19 protein-coding genes are annotated in these 21,802 nt (G+C 52.6%); 3 read left to right on the top strand and 16 right to left on the bottom strand.

The genetic code is table 11. The annotated features are described in order from the left end of the window. Positions 1–15: 15 nt before the first annotated feature. From MKY74_RS19860 to MKY74_RS19820, 9 genes are all read right to left on the bottom strand, one after another. Positions 16–471, bottom strand: coding sequence for a MarR family winged helix-turn-helix transcriptional regulator (locus MKY74_RS19860; protein ID WP_084203689.1), 456 nt, complete (start codon positions 469–471; stop codon positions 16–18). Positions 472–610: 139 nt separating this feature from the next. After that, positions 611–1,303: an SDR family oxidoreductase gene (locus tag MKY74_RS19855; RefSeq protein ID WP_076165896.1), complete on the bottom strand. Its 693-nt coding sequence runs from the start codon at positions 1,301–1,303 to the stop codon at positions 611–613. Positions 1,304–1,347: 44 nt separating this feature from the next. Then, a complete protein-coding gene (locus tag MKY74_RS19850) occupies positions 1,348–2,127 on the bottom strand; it encodes an ABC transporter ATP-binding protein (protein WP_076165900.1) in 780 nt (259 codons plus the stop codon). Between the two features lie 28 nt (positions 2,128–2,155). Further along, complete coding sequence (locus tag MKY74_RS19845; protein ID WP_167372824.1) at positions 2,156–3,247, bottom strand: ABC transporter substrate-binding protein; 1,092 nt, start codon at positions 3,245–3,247, stop codon at positions 2,156–2,158. An 89-nt stretch (positions 3,248–3,336) separates the two neighbouring features. Further along, positions 3,337–4,134 carry an ABC transporter permease gene (locus MKY74_RS19840; protein ID WP_076165907.1) on the bottom strand — a complete coding sequence of 266 codons (798 nt, stop codon included), beginning with the start codon at positions 4,132–4,134 and terminating at the stop codon, positions 3,337–3,339. A 36-nt stretch (positions 4,135–4,170) separates the two neighbouring features. Further along, complete coding sequence (locus tag MKY74_RS19835; protein ID WP_076165911.1) at positions 4,171–4,998, bottom strand: VOC family protein; 828 nt, start codon at positions 4,996–4,998, stop codon at positions 4,171–4,173. Between the two features lie 22 nt (positions 4,999–5,020). After that, complete coding sequence (locus MKY74_RS19830; protein WP_076165914.1) at positions 5,021–6,001, bottom strand: zinc-binding dehydrogenase; 981 nt, start codon at positions 5,999–6,001, stop codon at positions 5,021–5,023. Further along, positions 5,998–7,560, bottom strand: a complete 1,563-nt coding sequence (locus MKY74_RS19825) for a class I adenylate-forming enzyme family protein (protein ID WP_076165917.1) — start codon at positions 7,558–7,560, stop codon at positions 5,998–6,000. Before MKY74_RS19825 ends, MKY74_RS19830 begins: the two co-directional genes overlap by 4 nt. A gap of 38 nt (positions 7,561–7,598) precedes the next feature. Next, positions 7,599–8,009 (bottom strand): PaaI family thioesterase, encoded by a 411-nt coding sequence (locus tag MKY74_RS19820; protein WP_076165921.1) that lies wholly within the window; start codon positions 8,007–8,009, stop codon positions 7,599–7,601. A gap of 180 nt (positions 8,010–8,189) precedes the next feature. Here MKY74_RS19820 and MKY74_RS19815 point away from each other — a divergent pair, with 180 nt between their 5' ends. Continuing rightward, positions 8,190–9,173 carry an MBL fold metallo-hydrolase gene (locus MKY74_RS19815; protein ID WP_076165924.1) on the top strand — a complete coding sequence of 328 codons (984 nt, stop codon included), beginning with the start codon at positions 8,190–8,192 and terminating at the stop codon, positions 9,171–9,173. A 118-nt stretch (positions 9,174–9,291) separates the two neighbouring features. Here MKY74_RS19815 and pepF read toward each other — a convergent pair whose 3' ends face one another. Together pepF and MKY74_RS19805 are read right to left on the bottom strand one after the other, a co-directional pair. Beyond that, positions 9,292–11,091 (bottom strand): oligoendopeptidase F, encoded by a 1,800-nt coding sequence (gene pepF, locus MKY74_RS19810; RefSeq protein ID WP_076165927.1) that lies wholly within the window; start codon positions 11,089–11,091, stop codon positions 9,292–9,294. Positions 11,092–11,186: 95 nt separating this feature from the next. Further along, positions 11,187–12,074, bottom strand: a complete 888-nt coding sequence (locus MKY74_RS19805; protein WP_076165930.1) for an AraC family transcriptional regulator — start codon at positions 12,072–12,074, stop codon at positions 11,187–11,189. Between the two features lie 148 nt (positions 12,075–12,222). Between MKY74_RS19805 and MKY74_RS19800 the strand changes: the two genes are divergently transcribed. Beyond that, positions 12,223–13,707, top strand: coding sequence for a sulfatase (locus MKY74_RS19800; RefSeq protein WP_076165934.1), 1,485 nt, complete (start codon positions 12,223–12,225; stop codon positions 13,705–13,707). Between the two features lie 144 nt (positions 13,708–13,851). Here MKY74_RS19800 and MKY74_RS19795 read toward each other — a convergent pair whose 3' ends face one another. From MKY74_RS19795 to MKY74_RS19775, 5 genes are all read right to left on the bottom strand, one after another. Then, the gene (locus MKY74_RS19795) at positions 13,852–14,535 is read right to left on the bottom strand and encodes an ABC transporter ATP-binding protein (RefSeq protein WP_076165938.1); all 684 of its coding nucleotides are present in this window, start codon (positions 14,533–14,535) and stop codon (positions 13,852–13,854) included. After that, positions 14,532–15,656 (bottom strand): ABC transporter permease, encoded by a 1,125-nt coding sequence (locus tag MKY74_RS19790; protein WP_076165941.1) that lies wholly within the window; start codon positions 15,654–15,656, stop codon positions 14,532–14,534. The genes MKY74_RS19795 and MKY74_RS19790 overlap by 4 nt, the downstream gene beginning before the upstream one ends. Positions 15,657–15,722: 66 nt before the next feature. Continuing rightward, positions 15,723–17,099 (bottom strand): sensor histidine kinase, encoded by a 1,377-nt coding sequence (locus MKY74_RS19785; RefSeq protein WP_076165946.1) that lies wholly within the window; start codon positions 17,097–17,099, stop codon positions 15,723–15,725. Further along, positions 17,096–17,773, bottom strand: coding sequence for a response regulator transcription factor (locus MKY74_RS19780; RefSeq protein WP_076165949.1), 678 nt, complete (start codon positions 17,771–17,773; stop codon positions 17,096–17,098). The genes MKY74_RS19785 and MKY74_RS19780 overlap by 4 nt, the downstream gene beginning before the upstream one ends. A 193-nt stretch (positions 17,774–17,966) precedes the next feature. Beyond that, positions 17,967–18,953, bottom strand: a complete 987-nt coding sequence (locus MKY74_RS19775; protein WP_076165953.1) for a phosphotransferase enzyme family protein — start codon at positions 18,951–18,953, stop codon at positions 17,967–17,969. 288 nt (positions 18,954–19,241) lie between these two features. Between MKY74_RS19775 and MKY74_RS19770 the strand changes: the two genes are divergently transcribed. Then, positions 19,242–21,686, top strand: a complete 2,445-nt coding sequence (locus MKY74_RS19770) for an S-layer homology domain-containing protein (RefSeq protein ID WP_076165957.1) — start codon at positions 19,242–19,244, stop codon at positions 21,684–21,686. The last annotated feature ends 116 nt before the right edge of the window (positions 21,687–21,802 follow it).

The following is a 21,802-nucleotide window of genomic DNA, read 5'->3' as shown; positions in this document are numbered from 1 at the left end:
ATGTAGTATACATTGTCATTCTTCAAGGTACCGGCTTAATTCTTCGGTATAGCGCTCAATAAAGTGCAATATCAGCTTCTGCTCGTCCGGGGAATAACTGTCGAAGTCCCGGTCGATATCCGAGCTTCGGGACTCGTGATACCGGTAATGGCCTTCGAATGCAAGCTGTCCAAGCTCCGTCAGCCGGAAATGGACCTCTTTCTTGTTATCCTCTCGCTGGAACTTGCAGATGAGTCCCTTTGAGCCCAATTTGGCGATCGTCTTGGAGGCGGTTCCCTTGGTGATGTTCAATATGCCGGCAAGCTCCGTCAGATTGGTGTCCTGATGCCTTCCAATGGCTTCAATCATATGGATTTCCGAATAATACAGCAGCATGCCGGACACATATTCTTTTGGTTTTTTATTCAGGAGATTATAAATTTCAAACATCCGTCCCAAGGCCAGGTCCACTTGAATATGAAACTGATCCAATACAAACGCTCCTCTAAATTGTTGTGTTCGTCAGAAACATTCACCTCATCTTATCCATTCTTCCAAAATCCGTCAACCAAACGCAAGGACCCATCGTGAAATTATGAAATGAACCTTTTCCAATGCCAGCTAGTATCGTCTAAAAAGTGTCGCCCAGCATCGGTCGGACCGTTAGCTCTTCGACGACCGCCTGCGGACTTAAAGACAAGATGGCTGCAACCAGCAAACCGATGTCGCTGCCTTCCAGCAGTCGGTCCGGGGCTGTTCGCTCATTGGGAACGCGTCGCTCGGTAAAGGTACCGCCGGGATGGATCAGCGTCACACCGACTCCGGCAGGCTTCAGTTCCTCCCGCAGACCGAGCGTGTAATTTCGGAGCGCCGCTTTGGAAATGCCGTACAGCGAGGTATCCGCCCGCAGTCCGGCCGTCGACCCAATGACCAGAATGCGTGGGTATTCACCTTGGCGGATCAGCGGAAGCAAAGTTCGCACCCAATTGTAGTTGGATACGACATTGGCCAGAAGGATGCGTTCCAGCTCTTCACCCTTTGGCTCTGTAACAGAACGGGTGTCATCGAAGAAAGCTGCAGCGTTTAAGACGAGAACGTCCGGTTGGAATTGATGTTCCTTCATATATATAATGAGCCGATCCGGAGTTTCCTCGCTCGTCTGGTCTGCCGTGAAAACCAGTGCATTTCCACCAAGCGAGGTTCGCGCTTCGGCCAATGATTCCCCGTTCCGCCCCACCAGCAGCAGTTCATGACCGGCGATGGACAGCTGCCGGGCAATCTCAAGTCCGATCCCCCGGCTGCCCCCCGAAATGATGACTCTCATCGAAATCCCCCCATATCATCCGGTCTTTAGTCCCTTTGATTCGGTTAAATAAAATACTCCGTGTCATGGCTCTGGACCGGGTTGTTGATCGCCATATAAATCTTTTCCACAATACTCAAGAGCTCCATATCGTTTCGGTTACGAGGCCGATCGAACGGAACGTCGAAGATTTGCTGGATGCGGCCGGGACGCGGACTGAGAAGGACAATCCTTGTCGCCAAATAGACGGCTTCAGCTACATCATGCGTAATAAAAAAGATCGTCTTCTTCTCTTTCTCCCAAATACGTATCATTTCATCCTGCAAGGTCAAACGTGTCAAATGGTCCACCGCGCTGAAAGGCTCGTCCATAAGGATGACCCGCGGATCGGCTACCAGCGTCCGGGCAAGCCCGGCGCGCTGCCTCATGCCCCCGGAGAGTTGATGTGGATACTTGTCCTCGAAACCAGCCAAGCCTACAAGCTCGATCGTCTTTTGAACTTTGGCGCGCCGCTCCTCGCGGCTGACGCCGGCAATCTCCAAGCCGAATTCGATATTGCGGCGGATGCTCCGCCAAGGGAACAACGCGGAATCCTGAAACACGACGCCGATGTCACGGCTGGTTCCGGCTTGCGGAACCTGATCCAGCAGCACCTCTCCGCTCGTCTGGGATAGCAGGCCCGCGGTAATTTCCAGGAGCGTGCTTTTTCCGCAACCGCTTGGACCAAGCACGCACACAAATTCCCCGTCCTGCACCGTCAGGTTAATGTCGTGCAGCGCATAGGTTTGCTCTTCATCGATGTTTTCGTATTCCTTGGTAATATGCCGAAGCTCGATAGTCGGCATGACATCAGCTCCTTTCCCGCTTCCCCATTTAATTGTTCGCCTTGTATTTCCCCAGCTTCAGCCTTTTGGCGACGCGCTCCGCAAACGTGTTGTCGAATGTGCCGTCGACCGAGATTTTGTCCCGCTGCATGCCGTATTGATTCAGCAGATCCTCGGTCACTTGCAGGCGGTTTTTATCAACGATCGGATCGTTCTCCCAGAGGACGATTTCCGATTCGATTGCAGTACGTGCTGTCTTCTCATCAAGGTTCAAATACTTGGCTGCCCAAGGCAGGAATTCATCCAGATGCGTCTTGGCGTATTCGTTGGCATAGAAATACACTTCGAGCACGCGTTCGACTACTTCTGGCTGCTCATTGATCAGCTTCTCGCTGGCTACCAGCACGCCGGTTTGGTATTTCGGCATAAACTCCCAAGTCTTGGCCAGCACATTCCCCTTACCGGCTTGCTCCGCCATCGTTGCGAACGGCTGGTGAATAATCGTGGCATCGACCTCACCCGACTCAAACGTCGCGTAGGCGGATTGATACACGCCGTTCGGCACAAGCTGAACATCCTTTTTCGGGTCGATGCCGTTCTGCGAGAGCACCTCCATCAAGGTGAGCGGCATACCTCCGATCGGCTGCGCAGAACCTATTTTTTTGCCTTTCAGGTCGGCGAACGACTTGATTTCGGGCTTGGCGATAATCCAGTAAGCCCCGCGGCTTCTCCACATATTGCTGACGACTTTAATTTTCACCCCGTTCACAATGGCAGGGATATAGGTTCCGGGATCCCCGTCGGCGATGTCGACCTCTCCGGCACCGAAAGCCGCAACCGGGTTAATCGTATCGACAAAGTTCAAATGAATGCCGGCATCCTCATACCAGCCTTTATCAATGGCAAACTGATTGGCAATTCCGGTCATCCCTTTGGAAAAACCGGCCGTAAGGGTGACTTCCTTGTTATCCCGCCCTTTCCATGGCGGAACCCCTGAAGCGATATCCACAGTTGTATTGTCCAGTGTACTTGAAGCTGCCTCCGTGCCGCTTCCAGCTTCGGAAGAACCAGTGGAGCTGGAGGAAGCGGGAGCATCCTTGGAAGACGAGCCGCAAGCGGCGAGCGTGAAAACCAGGGACAATGAGATAACACCGCTAATTGATTTGCGTAACCATTGATTTGAGTACATGTTCCTCTTTCCCACCCTTTGTACAATGTATAATTTTATAATCAGGCGATCCGGCTCGGCATCCACCGGCGGCATACCAATCTCTCGATCAGGTTGATCAGCCCGACGAACAGAACGGATAACACCGTCACCACAATGATGACTAAATATAATCTTGGCGTATTCAGCACAGCCTGAGACTCATTCAGCAGGAAACCAAGCCCATTCTTCGCTGCTGCCATCTCGGCAAATACGACGCCGGTGATCGCCGTCGCCGCCGTCACACGCAGCCCGTTGAAAATGGAAGGAAGCGCCGAAGGCAGCAAAACCTTGAATACCGTTTGCGCCCGGCTCGCCTTAAACACTTTGGCCAGCTTCAAATGCTCCGTTCGGGTCTGCTTGGAACCCGTAACGGTGTTATACAAAATGTTAAAAAAACAGAAAAGAATGACCAGGACGACCTTGCTCTTGAAGCCGATGCCGAACCATACAATGAGCAGCGGCATGATAGCCGTCTTTGGAATGGCCATGATCGCCGCCATCAGCGGGTCGATCAGCTTTTCCAATAACGGGAATGAGACGAACAGCACTCCAAGCCCGATGCCCGCCACCGCCGAAATGAGATATCCTACCGCAACCTCTTGCAGGGAAACGGACAAATGCGGCCAAAGTGTGTTTTCTTTGAGCATATATACGAACTCCTGTACGATCTGGGAAGGGGAAGCCAAGAATACCCGGCTCACCCACTCCTTGGACACCGCCAGCTGCATGCCCGCCAGCAGTGCGGCAATAAATGCGATTTGAACAAATCGGATCCATAGGTTTCTCGCTTTAGTGTCTTTTTTGGTACGTAACGCCATGCGATGCCTCTCCTTTCCTTCAGGCGTCCCCTACGACTACTTCAAATGATAGAAAGAACCGTGAATGTTGACGTACTGCTCTGGTGAGCCTCCCTGACCGCTGTTCAGTCCGACTAGAAACGGACGCTCTCCCCTTGATTGCAAGTACTCCCTTGCGGGTCCCTCTTGATCGGGCTCCAGAAAAACCAGTTGGAACGAACCCAGAGAAATGACTTGTTTCTTGCCCTTCCAATAGTCATCATAGACGGCTTCCCCGGCCTCTAAGTGGAGCCATTTCTCCCAACGGCTGACCGTCTTTCCCAAGTCGCGAACCGTAAACGCCACATAATCCAGAGTTATGGGACCCCGGGCATGATCCGTAATGGTGCCGTTTGCCGTCAGTTCGGCCCTTCTGTCTTCATCGGAATCGTTCCATTGGATGAAGAATGGCAGCGGCAGCCCTTCGTCAGGCAATCCTGCGAACAACAGCTTCCATTCCAGCAGTTTTCCGTCCGGCCTTCTGCGGGAACAATCTACAGGACCGATCACCTGATTGCCCTCGGCGGCCAGCTGCTCCGCCAACTCATCAATTTGCTCCGTCCGCAGCGCGATCCGGCTGAGCCCTTCGACATAACCGTCACCTGCCAGCGTATCCACGAGCCCATAACGTTGGGTATCCTGGTGGGGAGGCAGCAGCTTCGGGTCAAAAATGCCGATCCATTCGATATAGCGAAGATCAAAATACGTTAGCGCGTTGTACGTTCCTACCGATTCGTGCCTCCCGCCGTTCACCGTATGAATCCCCAGCCCTGCAAGTTCTTCCGGCGCTTGCTCAGGTTTATTCACAAAATGTACGGCATGATCAAACGTTAATTGGACTCCCATGGTTCGCTCCTCCTTGGCTTGTTTAAGGATGAATGATAATCTTGCCGAAAAATTCCCGTTCTTCGATCAAACGGTGCGCTTCCCTGATCTCTTCCAGCGGCAGTACGCGGTCGATGACCGGCTTCAGTTTTTTACGGCTTACCAAATCCAGCAGCGTATGCAGATCTCCCTCTCCCCAGCCGTTGGAGCCGATGATCGAAATCTCACGGACCCATACGTACCGGAGGTCCGTAACGGCCTCGAATCCCGTCGTCGCTCCGCAGGTCAGAATCCTTCCTCCTTTGCGCGTCGCTTTGATGCTCTGCGGCCAGGTGGCTTTGCCGGTATAGTCCACGACAATATCCGCGCCTTGCTTGTCCGTCAAAGCCCATACTTCCTTGGAAAAATCGGTTTTGCTGTAATTGATCACATGATCCGCTCCAAGCTCCTTCAACTTCTCCGCCTTGCTGTCCGATCCGGCTGCCGCAATAATGCGTGCCCCTGCCAGCTTAGCGATCAGCACCGCGGCATTCCCTACGCCGCCGCTAGCCCCCAAGATGACAATCGTTTCGTTGGCCTGAAGCCTGCCCTGCGTAATCAGCATCCGCCAGGCCGTTCCATAAGCGATCGGAAGTGCAGCCGCCTCGTCAAAGGAGATGTCTTCCGGTAGTGGAATCAAATTGATTGCCGGAACCTTTACGTATTCCGCCAGTCCACCCGTCGTATCCTCACCGAGTGCCCCTTTGCCCGGGATATGCGGATCGATCAGGACCCGGTCACCGGGATTAACGTTCGTGACCCCGGATCCGATCTCTTCGACGACGCCGGCGACGTCTCCACCCGAAATATGGGGCAGCTCCAGTTTTCTTCCAGGAATCCCTCTCCTGACGAAGATATCCAAATGGTTCAGGGATACCGCCTTAACTCTTACTAGAACTTCTCCATGACCGGCTTCCGGTTTCGGATAATCCCCCACGACCACATTGTTTCGATCTCCATGTTCAAGAATCAGCGCTGCTTTCATATCGATTTGCCCACTCCTTTTTGTAATTGTTCGGCCAACATTTGTTTGAGCCGCGTCCGATCCACTTTCCCCGGACCGGTCAGCGGAAAAGCGTCCAATTCATAAATCTCGCGAGGATGCGCATAGGCCGGTCCCCGCTCGATGAAGAACCGCTTGATTTCCTCACGATCGGTGGGATGATTCAATACGACATATGCTACCGGCACCTCACCCTTGAGTTCGTGAGGGACCGGAAGAACACAGGCATCCTCGACATGCGGGTGCTGGAGCAGGATGTTTTCGACTTCCTTCGGATAGACGTTCTCGCCGCCTACGTTGATCATGTCGTCCTTGCGTCCAACAATGTAGACATAACCCTCATCGTCCTGCCACGCCATATCTCCTGTTTTGAGCCAGCCGTCTGAGGTGATCCGTTTGCGCGTCACGTCCGGCAGATTCCAATAGCCGTCCGCTACGCCGGGGTTACTCACCCACAATTCGCCTATCGTTCCTTCCGGGACATCTGCTTCTGTCTCATTCACGATCCGAATCGAACATCCCGGCAGCGGAAAGCCGGCCGATCCCGGCTTGTGCAGACCTTTACGCGATTCCAGCACAACCGGTCCTCCTTCGGTAAGGCCGTAACCTTCATACACCTCGATGCCCATCCACTGCTTGATATCCTCCAGGAGTTCAACCGGCGTATCGGACGACCCGCATATCGCATACTTCAGTGAGCTGAGATCATAAGAAGCGGATGACTCTTTCAAGTGAGTCACAAGCATGCGGTACAGGGCTGGAACGCCGGAAATATAAGTGGCCCGATGCGTCCCGATCGCATGAAAAATAGCCGCTGGCTCAGGCGCCGGTAGGATAACGGCAGATGAGCCGGAATAAAACACCGCCTTCATGGACAGCATGGCATTCTTATGATAAAGAGGCAGGGATATCACGATCCGGTCTTCCTGCTGCAAGTCGCGGATTTCAGCAATCGCCGTTACGTTCCACAGCTGACCGCTGTGAGTGAGGCGGCATCCTTTGGGATTTCCCGTAGATCCGGAAGTGTACGGAAGCAGGCACAAATCGCCTCCGCGGGTTGGATACAGGTCCAATTGGGTATCCTGTGACGATAGTATTTCATCATACACCAATGAATTCAGCCCGTGATCGTCCGGATGTGATTCCGTCGTGCAGATGACGCTTGCCGCGACATCAGCCTCCTGATGAATGATCTTTGCCTTGTCCCCCATAGATGAGTGGTAGACCAGCAAGCGGCTGCCGCTATCCCTGTAAATATAAGCAAGCGTATCTGCGCCCAGCTTCGAATTCATCGGCACCGGAACCGCTCCTATGGTCATCAGTCCGAAGCAGATTTCCAAAAACCTGAAGTCATTGATGAATAGCACGGCCACCCGGTCTCCGGGCTCAACACCAAGTCCGGCAAACAAATTGCCCGCCTGGTTTGTACGGCTTTGAAGCTCACCGTAGTTTATCGTTCTCCCTTGGGCAATGATCGCAGGACTTAAAGGAGCACGGGCTGCCGAGGAACGAATGATATCTGCAAAATTGTAAGAGTTCATCGCTGCTCCACCTTTGTATTCTGAATATTGTTGGCTTCTTACTCTTGTTTTGAGCTAAACAATCCTCTTCCGATAGCAATCGCTTTACCGGTTGTGTCGGCAGCCACGATGTCGGCGATGCTGACGGTCCTTCCCAGCTTGACTACGGAAGCGGTAAACAGCAGATCCCCCGCCCTCCCGGGACGCAAGTAGTCAATTTTGAGATCGACCGTCGGTACCGGCTGATTCAGCTGGCTGAACACGGCAAAATATCCGGCGATGTCGATGACAGTGGCAAGAATCCCCCCGTGGATATATCCGTCGGCGGAGGTATAAAAAAGCTCGTTATAGGGCAGCCGGATCGTAACGGACTGCTCGTTCACTTCTTCGAGCCGGATGCCCAGAAATTGATGAAACTTTGTACCGGTCAGAACCGGCTCAATTGCTTCTCGAGTTAAAACGGCGGCCATTTGAGGTTCACCTCCTTTTTGTTTGCCTGTGAAACATTTTTATTCATACTAAACCGGTAGGAATTAAAAGTCTAATTGAACTTTTCTATAAAAAATCAAATAAAATCTATATGTCATTGACGCAGGGCTCGACATTGATCTATAGTTCTCACTAAACTTCGACAAAGAGGAGATCAATTCATGGAGACGCCGCTGAAGCAAATCTATCAGATTCGCATCCCGCTTCCCTTTCGACTCAATCACGTGAACAGCTATCTCGTTCAGGACGGGTCTTTTTGGAGCGTCATCGATCCCGGGCTGGACACCTTAGTTACCGAGAAATCATGGGTGCAGACGCTGCATCAGCTCAATGTAAAGCCCTCTGATATCCGCAATATTTACATCACGCATTTCCATCCTGACCATTATGGGTTTGCCGGTAAGATGCAGCGCTGGACGGAAGCCGACGTTATCGCAAGTCCCGAAACGTTTACCTTGGCCGAGCGTTATTTCAGCAAAGAGCAGGGGGTGCGAAATCTCCATTTTTATTTAAAAAGCGGCATGCCGGAGACGCTTGCTCAGGATGTAGCTGAGCTGGATTCGCGGCTGCTCCATCAAATTTCCCCAATTACGGGTACAAGGGTAAACCTGCTCGAAGGCGACTCGATCGTGCTCGCCGGGGAGCCGTATGAAATTATACTTGGCGGCGGTCATGCCGAGGGCAGCGTGGGGTTTTGGAATGCGGAGAGGCAGGCGCTGATTGGCGGGGATCTGCTGCTGCAGAAAATCACGCCCAACATCACCTATCAGTTCGAAGAGGATGAGGGGAATCCGCTTGCGTCATATTTCGAGACATTGAACGCGCTGCAAAGACGGATGGTTCGCACCGTTCTGCCCGGACACGGACCGGTGTTTCAGCCGCAAACGGACTATTTTGAATCGGTGATCGCCCACCATAAGGAACGGCTCGATCATGTCCTGGGCATTGTACATGAGGCTGGAAGCGCTGGTACTACGATATATGACATTAGCATGAGTCTGTTCTCCAAAGTTTTTGACAACGACAGCGCACGGTTTGCGCTTGGGGAAACCGCAGCACATGTACGTTACCTGGAACGACAAAAACTCTTGCGGGTGCAAGAGTCCGGGGGAAAGTATTCCGTATATGAAAATGTACAGTATTAGCTTCACATAGCCGTGATTCCACACATCCAGCAAAAATAGTACGATTCTCAAACCATCTCGATCTAAAAAAAAGAAAGGTCCGGTAAATCCGGACCTTTCGTCTCTTTCATGAAAAAAATCAATACAAACTTTCAAGCTCATCGATCAGGGAACCGACATAAGCGGCCGCACTCCGGATCGGATCGGGCTGAGACATATCCACCCCGGCCAGCTTCATCAGTTCCAGTGGGCTCATAGAGCCACCGGCTTTTAACACTTCGAGCCAGCGGTCCACTGCAGGCTGTCCTTCCTCCCGGATCAGCTTGGCAACGGCAGTGGATGCAGAGAGGCCGGCTGCATAGGTGTAAGGATACAAGCTCATATAATAATGCGGCTGGCGCATCCAAGTTAACTTGGCTTCTTCGTCGATGACCACGTCCGCGCCCCAGAACGATGACAGGATATCGCCTTTCAGCTCGCACAAGGTTACCGCAGTGATTGGCACATTCTTCATGGCCAGATCGTAAACTCTACGCTGAAGCTCGCCTTCCAGTAAATGCGTCACAAAGTTATGGAAGTACGTACCGAGCAGCTGCGAAATCACCCAGCGGCGCATTCTAGGTTCATTGGACCGAGTAAGCAAATGATCCGCCAGCAAGAGCTCGTTCATTGTCGATGGTGCCTCGATAAAATACAGGGACGGACGGGCATTCGTCAGCCGCTGGTATTTCCCTGCGAGCATCAAATGGCCGGCATGCCCTACTTCGTGAGCGAGCGTAAACGCCCCGCGCATGCTGTCGGACCAGCTGATCAGAATGTACGAGTGAACGCCCGGAATCGACGAGCAGAAAGCCCCCGTGCGTTTGCCGGCGTTGTCCGCGTAATCCACCCAGCGGTTGCGGAAAGCATCCGATACGATTTCCCCGTACTCCGGTCCGAGGATAGCCAGAGCTTCCTTGATCAGTTCACCGGCTTCCTGAAAGGATATTTCCGGGTTGTAATCGGGATCGAGCGGCGCTTTCAGGTCGGCAAACGTCATCTCATCCAACTGGAGCACCTTTTTCTTCAGAGCGGCATATCTGCGCATATGCGGCGCAAGCTCCTCCTGCAAAATATCCAGGACGTTATTGTACATCTCTTTGGTGACCTGCTGTGGCTGCAAAAGCATATCAGTCACGGACTCGTAACCGCGCAGACGGGATTCAATGACCTGTCGCTTGACTTCGGTGCCGTATGCCTCGGCAAACGTATTCCGGTATTTGTGCAGCGTGTCGCTGAACGCTTTAAACGAGTTGCGGCGCAGTTTCGTATCAGGCGATTCGCAGTACTTATTCTCGTACAGGGCAAACGAGACCGGAACTTCTTCCCCTTCGCCGTTCACCGCCTGCTTGAAGGTCATATCGGCCAGCTTGCTCCGTTCATAAATCCGGTAAGGGGCATCCAATACCTCGCCCAGCGAGGCCAGCACCTTCTCCGTTTCTGCCGTCAAGCGGTGGGGCTTCGTTTGCAGGAGCAGGCGAAGGCTGCGCTCGAATTCCCTCAGTTCGGGCTGATCTGCTATGTACTGGTCAATCGTACCGTCCGGAAGCGCAATGATTTCGGATTTGATAAAAGACAACGCCGAGCTGACCTGCGAAGCAAGGTCGCGCGCTTTCGAAGCGTTCGTCTGATTCTCCGGATTGATGCTGTCGCCGGACTGATGCAGGTAGGCGTACGCTCCTGCCCGGCTCATTCTGCCGGAAAGCTCTTCCTGGGCCTGCAGGCAGGCCAGCAAAGTGTCAGCGCCCTGACTTAGTTCGCCCTCATATTTCGTCACCGTGCCGATATCCCGCTGAATATCAGTTAATTCTTGTTCCCATGCTTCTTTGGATGGAAAGATATCATCCAAGTTCCAGGTGGTTTCCACCGGCACTTCAGCCCGTGTTAAAATTTTCGACATATGCAAAGCCCCTCTCCCATGTACTTGAATTGACCATTGTATAAATACCAATATGCTCCATTGTATCATAGATGGATACTGTAACGGTAAGCGTTTTATTGATACAACGAATTGTTCTTCCGGTAGTGTGAAGGGGACATGCCGACGATTTTGCGGAAGGTGGCCAGGAAGTGGCTGTACTCCTCGAACCCGACTTCAGCGGCGATTTCCGCAAGCGGCCTGTTTGTGGCCAGCAGCAGTTCCTGTGCTTTCCCGATTCTTACCTGCAGCAAATACTGGTAAGGAGACACCATTAAATGTGTGCGGAACAGCAGACGCAGATGGCCCTCGCTCGTATTGGCTACCTTGGCCAAATCTCCAAGTCTAATGGGTGCTGCATACGATCTTTGAATAAAAGCGCAAACTTCGCGCACCCTCTCGTCGATGACCGGTTCCGGGGTCATCAGATGCGGCTCCAGAACGCGGATCATTTCGGCAAACCAGTTCAGGCAGACTGCCTGTGTCTGCAGTTGCCTTGCGGCCTGGGAGATGGATAGCATACCGTCTCCTCTGCTGGAAGCCTTCTCCGAATCACGCGGCTGCCAGGCACGAACAAGATTATACCAGCTGTCCTTAAGCCTTTGCCCATCCTCAATGTTTTGAATCCGGAAGCGGGGAGGCAGCCCGTACAATTCGGACCACTCGATCCCATGCATGTAGGCTGACACACTGGCTGACAAATAATGGATCGCTCCTCCTTCCCCCTCCCCTCCTTCCGTCATAAAAGTGGTGTTTGGCGGAATCAGGACTACTTCTCCCGGCTGCAGGTCAAAGGCTTGTGCTCCAGCGAGCAGCCTGCGGCGGCCGGCCAGAATATACCACAGTGTAACGCCGGGGTTGCGGTACCCCGGAGCGTTCCATTCCGGGCTGCGGATCCATTCAAACGCAAACTGCAGCACCATTTTGTAGGGTTCATGAACGATTCCAATCGGATCAGGGAACATGTTTCAACAGCCACCTCGGGTTCGGTATGACAATGCCATGTTGTTCGTTTTTTATGAGAAAATCATCGTTCTTTTCTACTGGATCATCTTTCGTTTATTTTAACATAGATCTATGAAAGGGGACCTGGTCCAAGAAAGGGATGATGGAATGAAGGCCATTATGGTCATGTTTGATACGTTAAACCGGCGCATGCTTCCTTCCTATGGCTGCGATTGGACGTATCTTCCCAACTTTCGCCGATTGGAAGAGCGGACGGCGGTTTTTGACCGCAGCTTTGTCGGCAGCATGCCATGCGTGCCTGCACGCCGGGAACTGCATACCGGGCGCTATAATTTCCTGCATCGGAGCTGGGGGCCGCTTGAGCCATACGACGATTCCATGCCGGAAATTTTGAAAAACGAAGGTGTACATACGCATCTGGTCACGGATCATCAGCATTATTGGGAGGATGGCGGGGCGACGTACCACAGCCGCTATACGACTTACGAGTTCATCCGCGGTCAGGAAGGCGACGCCTGGAAAGGCCGGCTGAAGGACCCGGTCATTCCGCCCCAAGCCGTCGACCGTCCGCTGACGGGCATGTTCCGCCAGGACTGGATCAACCGCGAGTTTGCCAAGGAAGAAGAACGTTATCCGCAAGCGTTAACCTTTGAGGCGGGTTTGGAATTTATCCGGGCGAATGCAGATCAGGACCGCTGGTTTCTGCAGCTCGAGACCTTTGACCCCCATGAGCCGTTTCGGGCTCCGGAACGGTTTCGAAAGCTGTACCCTCATGCATATGAAGGCAAGCATTTCGACTGGCCGCCGTATGAAGAGGTCCGGCAGTCCCCGGAAGAAGTGGAGCATTTGCGGTATGAATATGCCGCCCTGCTGTCGATGTGCGATCACTACCTCGGTCAGGTGCTCGACTTGATGGATCAGAACGCCATGTGGCAGGATACGATGCTGATCGTGAACACGGATCACGGATTTCTGCTGGGCGAGCATGATTGGTGGGCGAAATGCATCCAGCCTTTCTACAACGAGGTGGCCCATACACCGCTCTATATTTGGGATCCGCGTTCGGGCGTTCAGGGGGAGCGCAGACAAAGCCTGGTGCAGACGATCGATTTAGCGCCAACCCTGCTGGAGTTCTTTGATGTTGAAATCCCTGGGGATATGACCGGGCGCCCCCTCCGAGACACCATTGCGTTGGATACGCCGGTGCGCAAAGCCGCATTATTCGGCTTGCACGGTGGCCATGTGAACTGTACGGACGGACGGTATGTGTACATGCGTGCCCCAGCAGGCCCAGAGAACGGACCACTCTACAACTACACGCTCATGCCAACGCATATGCGCACACGCTTTTCGGTCGAGGAGCTGCAAAACATCGAGCTGGCACCTCCCTTTGCATTTACCAAAGGCGTGTCCCAGATGAAAATCCCCTCGGAATCGTTGGAACGTTACCATGGATTCGGCACGATGCTGTTCGATATGGAGAAGGATCCCGGGCAGAAGCATCCGTTCCGGGATGAGGACATCGAGCAGAAATTAATCGGTTACATGCTGGAACTGATGACTGCCCACGATGCGCCGGAAGAGCAATACGTTCGGCTCGGCTTGGAGGGATACAGACGTAAGGCGCAGTGATATTTTACAAAAACTTTATAAAACAAAAAACGGCAATCTCCTCATAAACTGAGTTGGGGATTGCCGTTTGTTCCATTTAGACCTTCGCCGCTGTTCGGGTAGATCCCAGGCTTATATCGTATATTTTACCTTGTTTATCGAATGTCACACCGGATGCTCCGTCAGCTTTCCTTTTTCCAGATAAAATACCCGGTCGCAATATGGGAGCACCCTGTCGTCATGCGTAACCATCACCGCGCTTTTCCGCTGCTCCTTGACCTGCTTCGCAATCATGGCGACAACTTCCAACCCGCGCGAAGCATCCAGGCTTGCTGTCGGCTCATCGGCGAACAATACGGCGGGGGCATTCATCAGCGCCCTGGCGATCGCCACCCGCTGCCGTTCACCCCCGGAGAGCTTATGCGGATAGGCATTCTTCCGATGCGTCAGCCCCATCTTCTGAAGCAGTTCGTCAGCCCTCGCCGCGCAAGCCTCCTTGCTGCTTCCCGCCAGCTTAGCCACGAGCATCAGCTGCTCCTCCACCTTGAGATACGGTATCAGATTGGCATTCTGAAAAATAAAACCCATCTTCCGCAGGCGCAGCTCTGAAAGAGCTTGTTTGTCCTGGCCAATGATGGACTTGCCGTCAATCAAAACCTCTCCCCCGGTCGGCTCCAGCAGCCCCCCAGCGATCGACAAAAATGTGCTCTTACCGGAGCCCGACGGTCCCATGACGGCGACCAGTTCCCCTTCCGCCACCTTCAGGTTGAGACGGTCCAGAATCGTCCGCTGAAATCCACCGTCTGCAAAAGTGCGTGTGATGTCGTGCAGTTCCAAGCGATTGTTCATGCTGCTGCCCTCCCTATTGCGTCCAATGCTTCGATGCGGGCTACCTTCCACACCGAAAACAGCGAGCCGGCCAACGACATCGCGATAAACGCAGCGCAGGTAAGCGCCAGCATGTTTGCCCCTAACTGAAACGGCATGGTCCCGGGAAGCGCCATCTCCAACACTTTCACCAGGAAAATGCTGACTGCCAAGCTGAATACGGACAAGAGCAGTACTTGAAGCGTCACGCTTCCGGCCAGATACGCGGTGCGCGTGCCAATCGCTTTGAGAATACCGAATTGGCTCGTTTTTTGAATCGTTATGACGTAAAAGAAGACAGCCAGCACGAACGCCGAGATAACAAACAGGAACGCAATCATCATCAGAAGCGAACCCTGCTCCTCTTTGTATCCGGGAATCGCCGACACAGCATCCGCCTTCTTAATGATCTCTGTGTTCGGAACCGCACTTTGAAGCTTAGACACCTGAACCTCCGTTGCTTTAACCGCAACCGCGTTATATACGGCCTGCCCTTCGGCACTGCCGGAACCTGATTGCGCAGACGATAGCGAATGAAGCCCCATCCACTCCTCCTTGCTCAAGAACACGGCCGGGGCGTGGCTGAACGACTCATTTTTGACAAAACCGGTTACGGTCCACCGGGTTCCCGAAGCTTGATCGACCAGAATGGATCCTAATCTGACGCCGTGCTCCGCCAGCTTCTCATCCACGACGACACCGCCTGTTTCCTGTTTCTCCGCAACCCCCATAGTTAGATCCGGTGCCAGCCATCCTTTGGGATTAACGGCTAACAGCGCAACGTCGATTTTTTGAATGTCACCGGAAAGAACGACGCTCGTCATTTGCACCCCCAGCGGCTCCGCATTCGTTTCGCCCACGACGGACCGGGTCTGTTCGAGCTTCTCCCCACTGATCTGTGATCGGGTAAAGCGATGATCGGATCCTTGCTCCAGCACGAAATGGGTGGCGGGCATATTTTGGATCGATGCTGCATTATCATAGGCCAAGCCCTGGGCCAGACCCGTGACGAACAGCACGAGAAACGAAATCAGCAGCATGATGGCTGCAATCAACGTATACCGGGCCTTGGCGAATCTGATTTCCCGTAAAGCTAAGTACATCCTGCTTCCCTCCTTTGGAATGAGTCCAGTATAGGAAGCGAATGTGAACGGCGCATGAATGGCAAATTACAACGCAGGCAGCGTAACGGTAAAGCTGGTTCCTTCGGGTGAACTGGTTACCTCGATGTGGCCTTCGTGGAGCTGTACGATCCTTTTGACAATGGCCAGTCCAAGGCCTGTGCTTCCGGAACCCCTTTCATGCGCCCGGTCTGCGCGATAGAAACGGTCGAATAAGAAGGGCAAATGCTCTGCGGCAATGCCGTCGCCCGTATCCCGGATTACCACCTTGATGTCGGCATGCGTTTGTTCGGCATGAACGGTGATGGTCCTCCCCGCAGGAATGTGTAGGGCAGCGTTTCCGATCAGGTTCATCCACACCTGTATAAGGAGCACGTCGTCTCCGGTTAACGTTATGGATTCGGGTATAGATATTTTCAGCAGAAGCTCTTTCTCCTCGATACGCCACTGGAGCATCTGAACCGCCTGACGAACCTGATCCCGCAGGGAAAATGTTTTCCGGTTAACTGCAACCTGTCCCTGTTCCAGGGATGACAGCAGGAGCAGCTGCTTGCTGAGCATCGAAAGATGGCGGCTTTCCTGTTCGATGATAGATGCATAGTGCGCAGATTCCTCAGAAGATAGACGGGACCCGCCAAGCAGTTTGGCAAACCCCTGAATCGACGTCAGCGGCGACTGGATTTCGTGCGAAACGTTGGACACAAACTGCTGTCTGGCCGCGTCCGTACGTTCCAGCTCCCGGCTCATGACCATAAAATGCTCGGCGAGCCTGCCGATTTCGTCCCTACGTTTGGTGGGAAGCACGATATTGTAATTCCCCTGCGCGATACGCTTCGTTGCCTCCGACAATCGGGTCACCGGCTTAACGAGATAGCGTGTGCTGATCAAAAACAAGACGACGCTGATGGCTACCGTTAAGATCCCGACCAAAGCGAAAAAAATCCGCAGCTCCCCAAATTGCAAAATGACGTCAGGATGCATAAACAAAGCGAATTGACGGCCGCCTGCCGCGACGGGTACCCCGACCGTATTGCTTAACCGGTTATCGAAGAACCCGGAGATAAAAGGCTTGTTCGGGAATTGGGCTACCCCGTGATAGATGTCTCCCTGCAGAACCCCCGATATGGTACTTTCACTCAAGTCCATTTTGCGAAAACTGCGGCCGTAATAGCCGTCATCCTTGTCCCCGTCCGTCAAATAAATCTGATATCCAAGCGCTGCCGCATTCTGCAGGTAGGCATCGACGTCCGCAGGCTCATTCTCCAAGAACCGCTTCATTTGGCTGGCGATTCCGACGAGCTTCTCGTCGTTGAACGGTTTGAGTTTGACATGGTAATACATATTGGAAGCCAAAAAGCCGAGCGTGCTGCTGACAACAATCACAATGAGGGTGATAAGAAACACACGCGAGTACAGCGATTTCATCGTTTGGGCACCTCTAATTTGTACCCGATGCCCCTTACTGTTTGAATGGAGAAATCGTCTGTATAGTCCGCAAACCGCTGACGAAGCCGCTTGATATGGACATCTACCGTTCGGTCATCCCCCTCGTAATCGGCTCCCCATACCAGCCGGATCAGCTCGTCCCGCGAAAACAGCCTTCCCGGATACTGGGCAAGCTGCGAGAGCAGCTCAAATTCCTTCATCGGCAGCAAAAAGACGCTCTGACCATCGGTGACCTCCACGTTGTTCCGGTCGATCACAATTCGGTTCAAATAAAGCGTATCGCTTGAGGTGCGCTGATAGCGGCGGAACAGCGCCTTGACGCGAAATACGAGTTCCTCCGGTTCAAACGGCTTGGTCAGGTAATCATCTGTTCCCCGGGAGTAAGCCTCTTCCTTGTCGGTTAGCTGATCCTTTGCCGTCAGCATAACGATGGGAATATCGTAATTTTCCCGAATATATTCGCACAGCTCGTACCCGTCCATATATGGCATCATGATATCCACGACGGCGAGGTCAATGTCATGCCTGTCCATCATTTTGGCTGCTTCCATACCGTTCTCGGCTTCATAGACTTGATAGCCCTCTCTCGTCATGACGAACCTCAGCAATTCACGGATATGGCTGTCATCATCCACAATCAGCAGTTGTCTCATCAAAACTCCCCCACTTTATACAACATTCATAACGATCAATATATCAAAAGGAGATGAACGGCATATGAACAAAACAATACAAAACTTTTCTCTCCGATTAGTTCCCATTGTTCCCCGCTCTGTCTGCATCTAAAAAACAGGCTTAAACAACAAAAAGAGAAGCCCCATTGGGCTTCCGGCTTCCGCTCACAGCTTACACTTTGGAAAAGATCCGCTCACCCTGCAGGAACGGCTTGCAATATTCTGCGCACAAGCGCGGCATCCTCTCCCGCATCCACCCATGAACCGCTTCATTCGGCATTTGAAATGCATAATATCCGATGATTGCCACGAGCGCAAAGCCATCCAGCAAGACCCTATCGTCTGGGCTAATGCTGCGTCCTATCGCTTCATAATACCCATCCAACAGCACGTCCCTGTGTTCGGGCGGCACCATCATGGCCCCCATCGCCACGTCAAGCAGCTCGTAGCCTTGTCCGAAAAAACCAAAATCGATAAAGCTCATGATCCCTTCGGGTGAAATAATTACGTTGCCTAACCCCAAGTCCCCATGGATGAGCCCTAACCGGCCGGAAGGAACCTCAGTTGACGCAGCTAAAAGCTTGTTGTTCTCCCGCAAGGTTTCATCAATGATGTCGACATCGGATGCTGTAAACAGGCCGAGGTTGAGTCCTTTCCGGACCGTTTCCGCCAACCAACGATTGTAATCCATCCCCTGGCTGGGCCGGTTCTCCAACGTTTCGTGACGGTAACCGCGAAAAAAAGTGTGCAGCTCGCCGATTTGGCTGCCGAGCCTGCGTACCAATCCGGGTTGGCTGACATCCGTTTTATTGAGGTCCCTCCCCTCTAACCATGAGAGCATGGAGCAATTCAGCTGACGCCCATTATGCTCCATCACGGTGATCAAGTTCCCTTCCGAATTACGGATCGGTGTCTGGACACTAAGGCCGCTGTTATGGGATAGCTCCTCCAGCATGTGCAGTTCACCCAGCAGTCCTTCATAGGTGTGCTGCTTACCGGTCATCCCCTCTTGGAAAGGCTGATGGATTCGCAGAACATATTTGCGGCCGTCGCCCGCATTTACCTTGTATGTTTCGTTTTCGTTATGCCGGAGAAAATCGAATGATGCTCCCTTAATGCCAAACCTTTGTGCCAACCGCTTCAGATCTTCGTTTGTCATGGATTGTACCTCGTTCAATTGGGATGAATGGCCTCTAATACCAAAAGACTATCATACGTCCAGCTGAATTTATAGATTGTTATCCGTAGTTGCTGTGAGTGTGCGAGCCCTATTTTTTTCGAACTATACTCTCCAGCTTCGCGAAATCCGATATATTCTATAGCTAAATAGAATGAACTATCGAAAATGAAGTTTACAGGCGGCTAACAGAAGGCTCGATGCTCAGCTTTAGTTCAATCTATATAGAAACAGCACGACTTATTTCATGACGCAAATAGGAGGAATTTTATGAACAACCGCTCGAAGTACGCGGCAATCATTACCCTGATCTGGGCATTTCAAATGGTAACCTCTTCGGTTCTTCCCGAATCCGCATCCGCTGCGGACGACCCTCAACCTGCTGCCATCGTTAGCGAAGGAGGTGCGGCAGATGATTCATCCCCAAATACCAACCAAATGACGAATGCCAGCACACAGCCGCAAATTGCCACCAGTGACGGAACAACCAGCTTTAGAGCAGGGAATAATACAATAGCCACTCCCGTTACCGTGGATTCGAATATTTCCATCAACGACGCCAACACTTTAGTTTCGGCTACAGTTCAAATTTCGAACGGTTTTCATCCCGGAGAAGATTTGCTTCAGTTTGTGAATACCAGCTCGGTCGTATTTAAGGATATTACTGCAAGTTATGATTCAGAGACCGGGATCCTGTCCCTGACATCTGCGAGTCATACCGCGACAGTCGATCAATGGATTCATGCTCTTCAGGCGGTAACCTACACGAATACGGCCATCACCCCCGATACGGCGAATCGCATCATCACATTTACGGTGAGTGACGGTACCGTTTCAAGCAATCCCGCAGACAAAACGGTGACAGTGACAACGGTCAACCAGGCGCCGATTTTGACAACAACGGGTGGCACCTCTACCTTCAAAGGGATCCCCGTTGCCATCGATTCCGGCCTTACCCTTTCAGACCTGGATAACAAGATGATGTCAGCGGCCACGGTCTCGATTTCGGGCAACTTTTTTTCAAAAGAAGATACTCTTGACTTTACAAACGACGGCTCCACTATGGGTAACATTACAGGAAGCTATAATGCAGTAACTGGTACATTGACTCTGACTTCTTCCGGAGCATCGGCCACGATTGCCCAGTGGCAGAAAGCGCTGCGAGAAGTGACCTATGGCAATACATCTAAAAATCCGAATACGGCCGCGATAAGAACCATTTCGTTCACGGTGAGCGACGGTATCGCAAGCAGCAATTCCGCCACCAAGACGGTAAAGGTGTCCAACCAGCCACCCGTTGTGACAACAAGCGCCGGTTTAACCTCCTACACAGCCGGGACCGTCCCTGTAGATCCAGCACTGTCCATCTCGGATCCCGATGATCAGACTTTGGCTTCCGGCCGCGTGTCTTTCGTCAGCCCGTATCATGCCGGTAAGGAGGATCTTCAGTTCACCAACGATGGAAAGACGATGGGCAACATCAGCGGCCGCTTCGATCCCGCTTCTGGTATGTTGACCCTGACATCAGAAAATGGAACAGCCACTGTTTCTGAGTGGGAGTCAGCTTTTAGAAGCGTAACTTACATAAGCTCTGAAAATGCATCAGAACCATCAAATCGAACCATCCGCTTTGTCGTAAGCGACGGCAACGACGAAAGCAATCAAGCCGATAAAGGCTTAACAGTTCAGAGCTTGACACGCTTGAGCGTCAACGCAAGCAGCTTACATATGGAGGTTGGCCAGAGTTCATCGGTCTTGTTGAAAGCTCTGTATTCGAATCAGTCTGAAACTGACGTTACAAAGTCAGCAGCATGGACTACTGCCGATCCAGCGGTTGCCGAGGTTACCAACGGCGAGATAACCGGTAAGAGTGCGGGCACGACTGTGATCACAGCCGTCTACGGGGGCAAGAGTGAATCACTGAACCTAACGGTCACAGCCAAGCCGGTCGTTTCTAACCCTTCCCAACCGGCAGATACACCATCTGCACCAAGTCCGGCCCCTGTACCGACGCCTACACCTACTCCAACTCCTACGCCAATACCGCAAATGCCGGAATCTTCATTCCGGAAGTTTATTCGCGCAGAGGATATTGCTGCTTCGTTCCGCCACGCCTTGGCGATAAACCCTCCGGAGAGATTTGCCGATACATACACGCATTGGGCGGCAAAAGACATCGCGGTGGCTTCCCGGCTTGGATTGGTCAACGGATATGGTGACGGAAGCTTCAAGCCGGACCTTCCGATTAGCCGGGCAGAAATCAGTGAACTGCTTGTCAGTGCTTTCGCGCTTCGGCAAGGGAATGAGGTCGTTACCTTCAGGGATATGCATGATCATTGGGCGGCAGAGTCCATAGGCATTCTGGCTTCCAATGGAATTGTCAAGGGCAATGCAGGCGGGCTTTTCCAAGCCGGGCGCAGCCTGACCCGGGCCGAAATGGCTCAAATGATGGCCAATTTGGCGGATTTGTCTGAACTGGCCACCGGTGAAGCACGCCATTTTACGGATATTGCCGATTCATATTGGGCTAAGGATATCATCGGACAAGCCGCAGCAGCCGGACTTCTCGAAGGCAGAGACGAGACCCGTTTTGCCCCTAATGAACCCGTTACCCGGGCCGAAGCCGTCACGATGATTCTTCGGCTGTTAGGAACCAATGCAGACCTCCGTTCACTCTGGAGCAAAGCTCCAAGTAACGGATACACACAGCTTTAAACTTGATAGCCAGCTAGCCGGAAATTGCCTTGAGAGAATAAGAGCGTGTTTGGAACAAGTCCAAACACGCTCTCTTTCGTTCATCGATCTTCTTGAATTCTACAATCGTGTCCGCG

The sequence above is a fragment of the Paenibacillus sp. FSL R5-0378 genome (assembly GCF_038009285.1).
Classification (GTDB): Bacteria; Bacillota; Bacilli; order Paenibacillales; family Paenibacillaceae; genus Paenibacillus_AQ; species Paenibacillus_AQ favisporus.
This window is presented reverse-complemented; position numbering and strand designations above follow the sequence as displayed.

Bases quoted from the DNA above. Each gene is read 5' to 3' on its own strand.
- MKY74_RS19855 (WP_076165896.1), bottom strand. From the start codon at position 1,303: ATGAGAGTCATCATTTCGGGGGGCAGCCGGGGGATCGGACTTGAGATT.
- MKY74_RS19850 (WP_076165900.1), bottom strand. From the start codon at position 2,127: ATGCCGACTATCGAGCTTCGGCATATTACCAAGGAATACGAAAACATC.
- MKY74_RS19840 (WP_076165907.1), bottom strand. From the start codon at position 4,134: ATGGCGTTACGTACCAAAAAAGACACTAAAGCGAGAAACCTATGGATC.
- MKY74_RS19835 (WP_076165911.1), bottom strand. From the start codon at position 4,998: ATGGGAGTCCAATTAACGTTTGATCATGCCGTACATTTTGTGAATAAA.
- MKY74_RS19830 (WP_076165914.1), bottom strand. From the start codon at position 6,001: ATGAAAGCAGCGCTGATTCTTGAACATGGAGATCGAAACAATGTGGTC.
- MKY74_RS19825 (WP_076165917.1), bottom strand. From the start codon at position 7,560: ATGAACTCTTACAATTTTGCAGATATCATTCGTTCCTCGGCAGCCCGT.
- MKY74_RS19820 (WP_076165921.1), bottom strand. From the start codon at position 8,009: ATGGCCGCCGTTTTAACTCGAGAAGCAATTGAGCCGGTTCTGACCGGT.
- MKY74_RS19815 (WP_076165924.1), top strand. From the start codon at position 8,190: ATGGAGACGCCGCTGAAGCAAATCTATCAGATTCGCATCCCGCTTCCC.
- pepF (WP_076165927.1), bottom strand. From the start codon at position 11,091: ATGTCGAAAATTTTAACACGGGCTGAAGTGCCGGTGGAAACCACCTGG.
- MKY74_RS19805 (WP_076165930.1), bottom strand. From the start codon at position 12,074: ATGTTCCCTGATCCGATTGGAATCGTTCATGAACCCTACAAAATGGTG.
- MKY74_RS19800 (WP_076165934.1), top strand. From the start codon at position 12,223: ATGAAGGCCATTATGGTCATGTTTGATACGTTAAACCGGCGCATGCTT.
- MKY74_RS19795 (WP_076165938.1), bottom strand. From the start codon at position 14,535: ATGAACAATCGCTTGGAACTGCACGACATCACACGCACTTTTGCAGAC.
- MKY74_RS19790 (WP_076165941.1), bottom strand. From the start codon at position 15,656: ATGTACTTAGCTTTACGGGAAATCAGATTCGCCAAGGCCCGGTATACG.
- MKY74_RS19785 (WP_076165946.1), bottom strand. From the start codon at position 17,099: ATGAAATCGCTGTACTCGCGTGTGTTTCTTATCACCCTCATTGTGATT.
- MKY74_RS19780 (WP_076165949.1), bottom strand. From the start codon at position 17,773: ATGAGACAACTGCTGATTGTGGATGATGACAGCCATATCCGTGAATTG.
- MKY74_RS19775 (WP_076165953.1), bottom strand. From the start codon at position 18,953: ATGACAAACGAAGATCTGAAGCGGTTGGCACAAAGGTTTGGCATTAAG.
- MKY74_RS19770 (WP_076165957.1), top strand. From the start codon at position 19,242: ATGAACAACCGCTCGAAGTACGCGGCAATCATTACCCTGATCTGGGCA.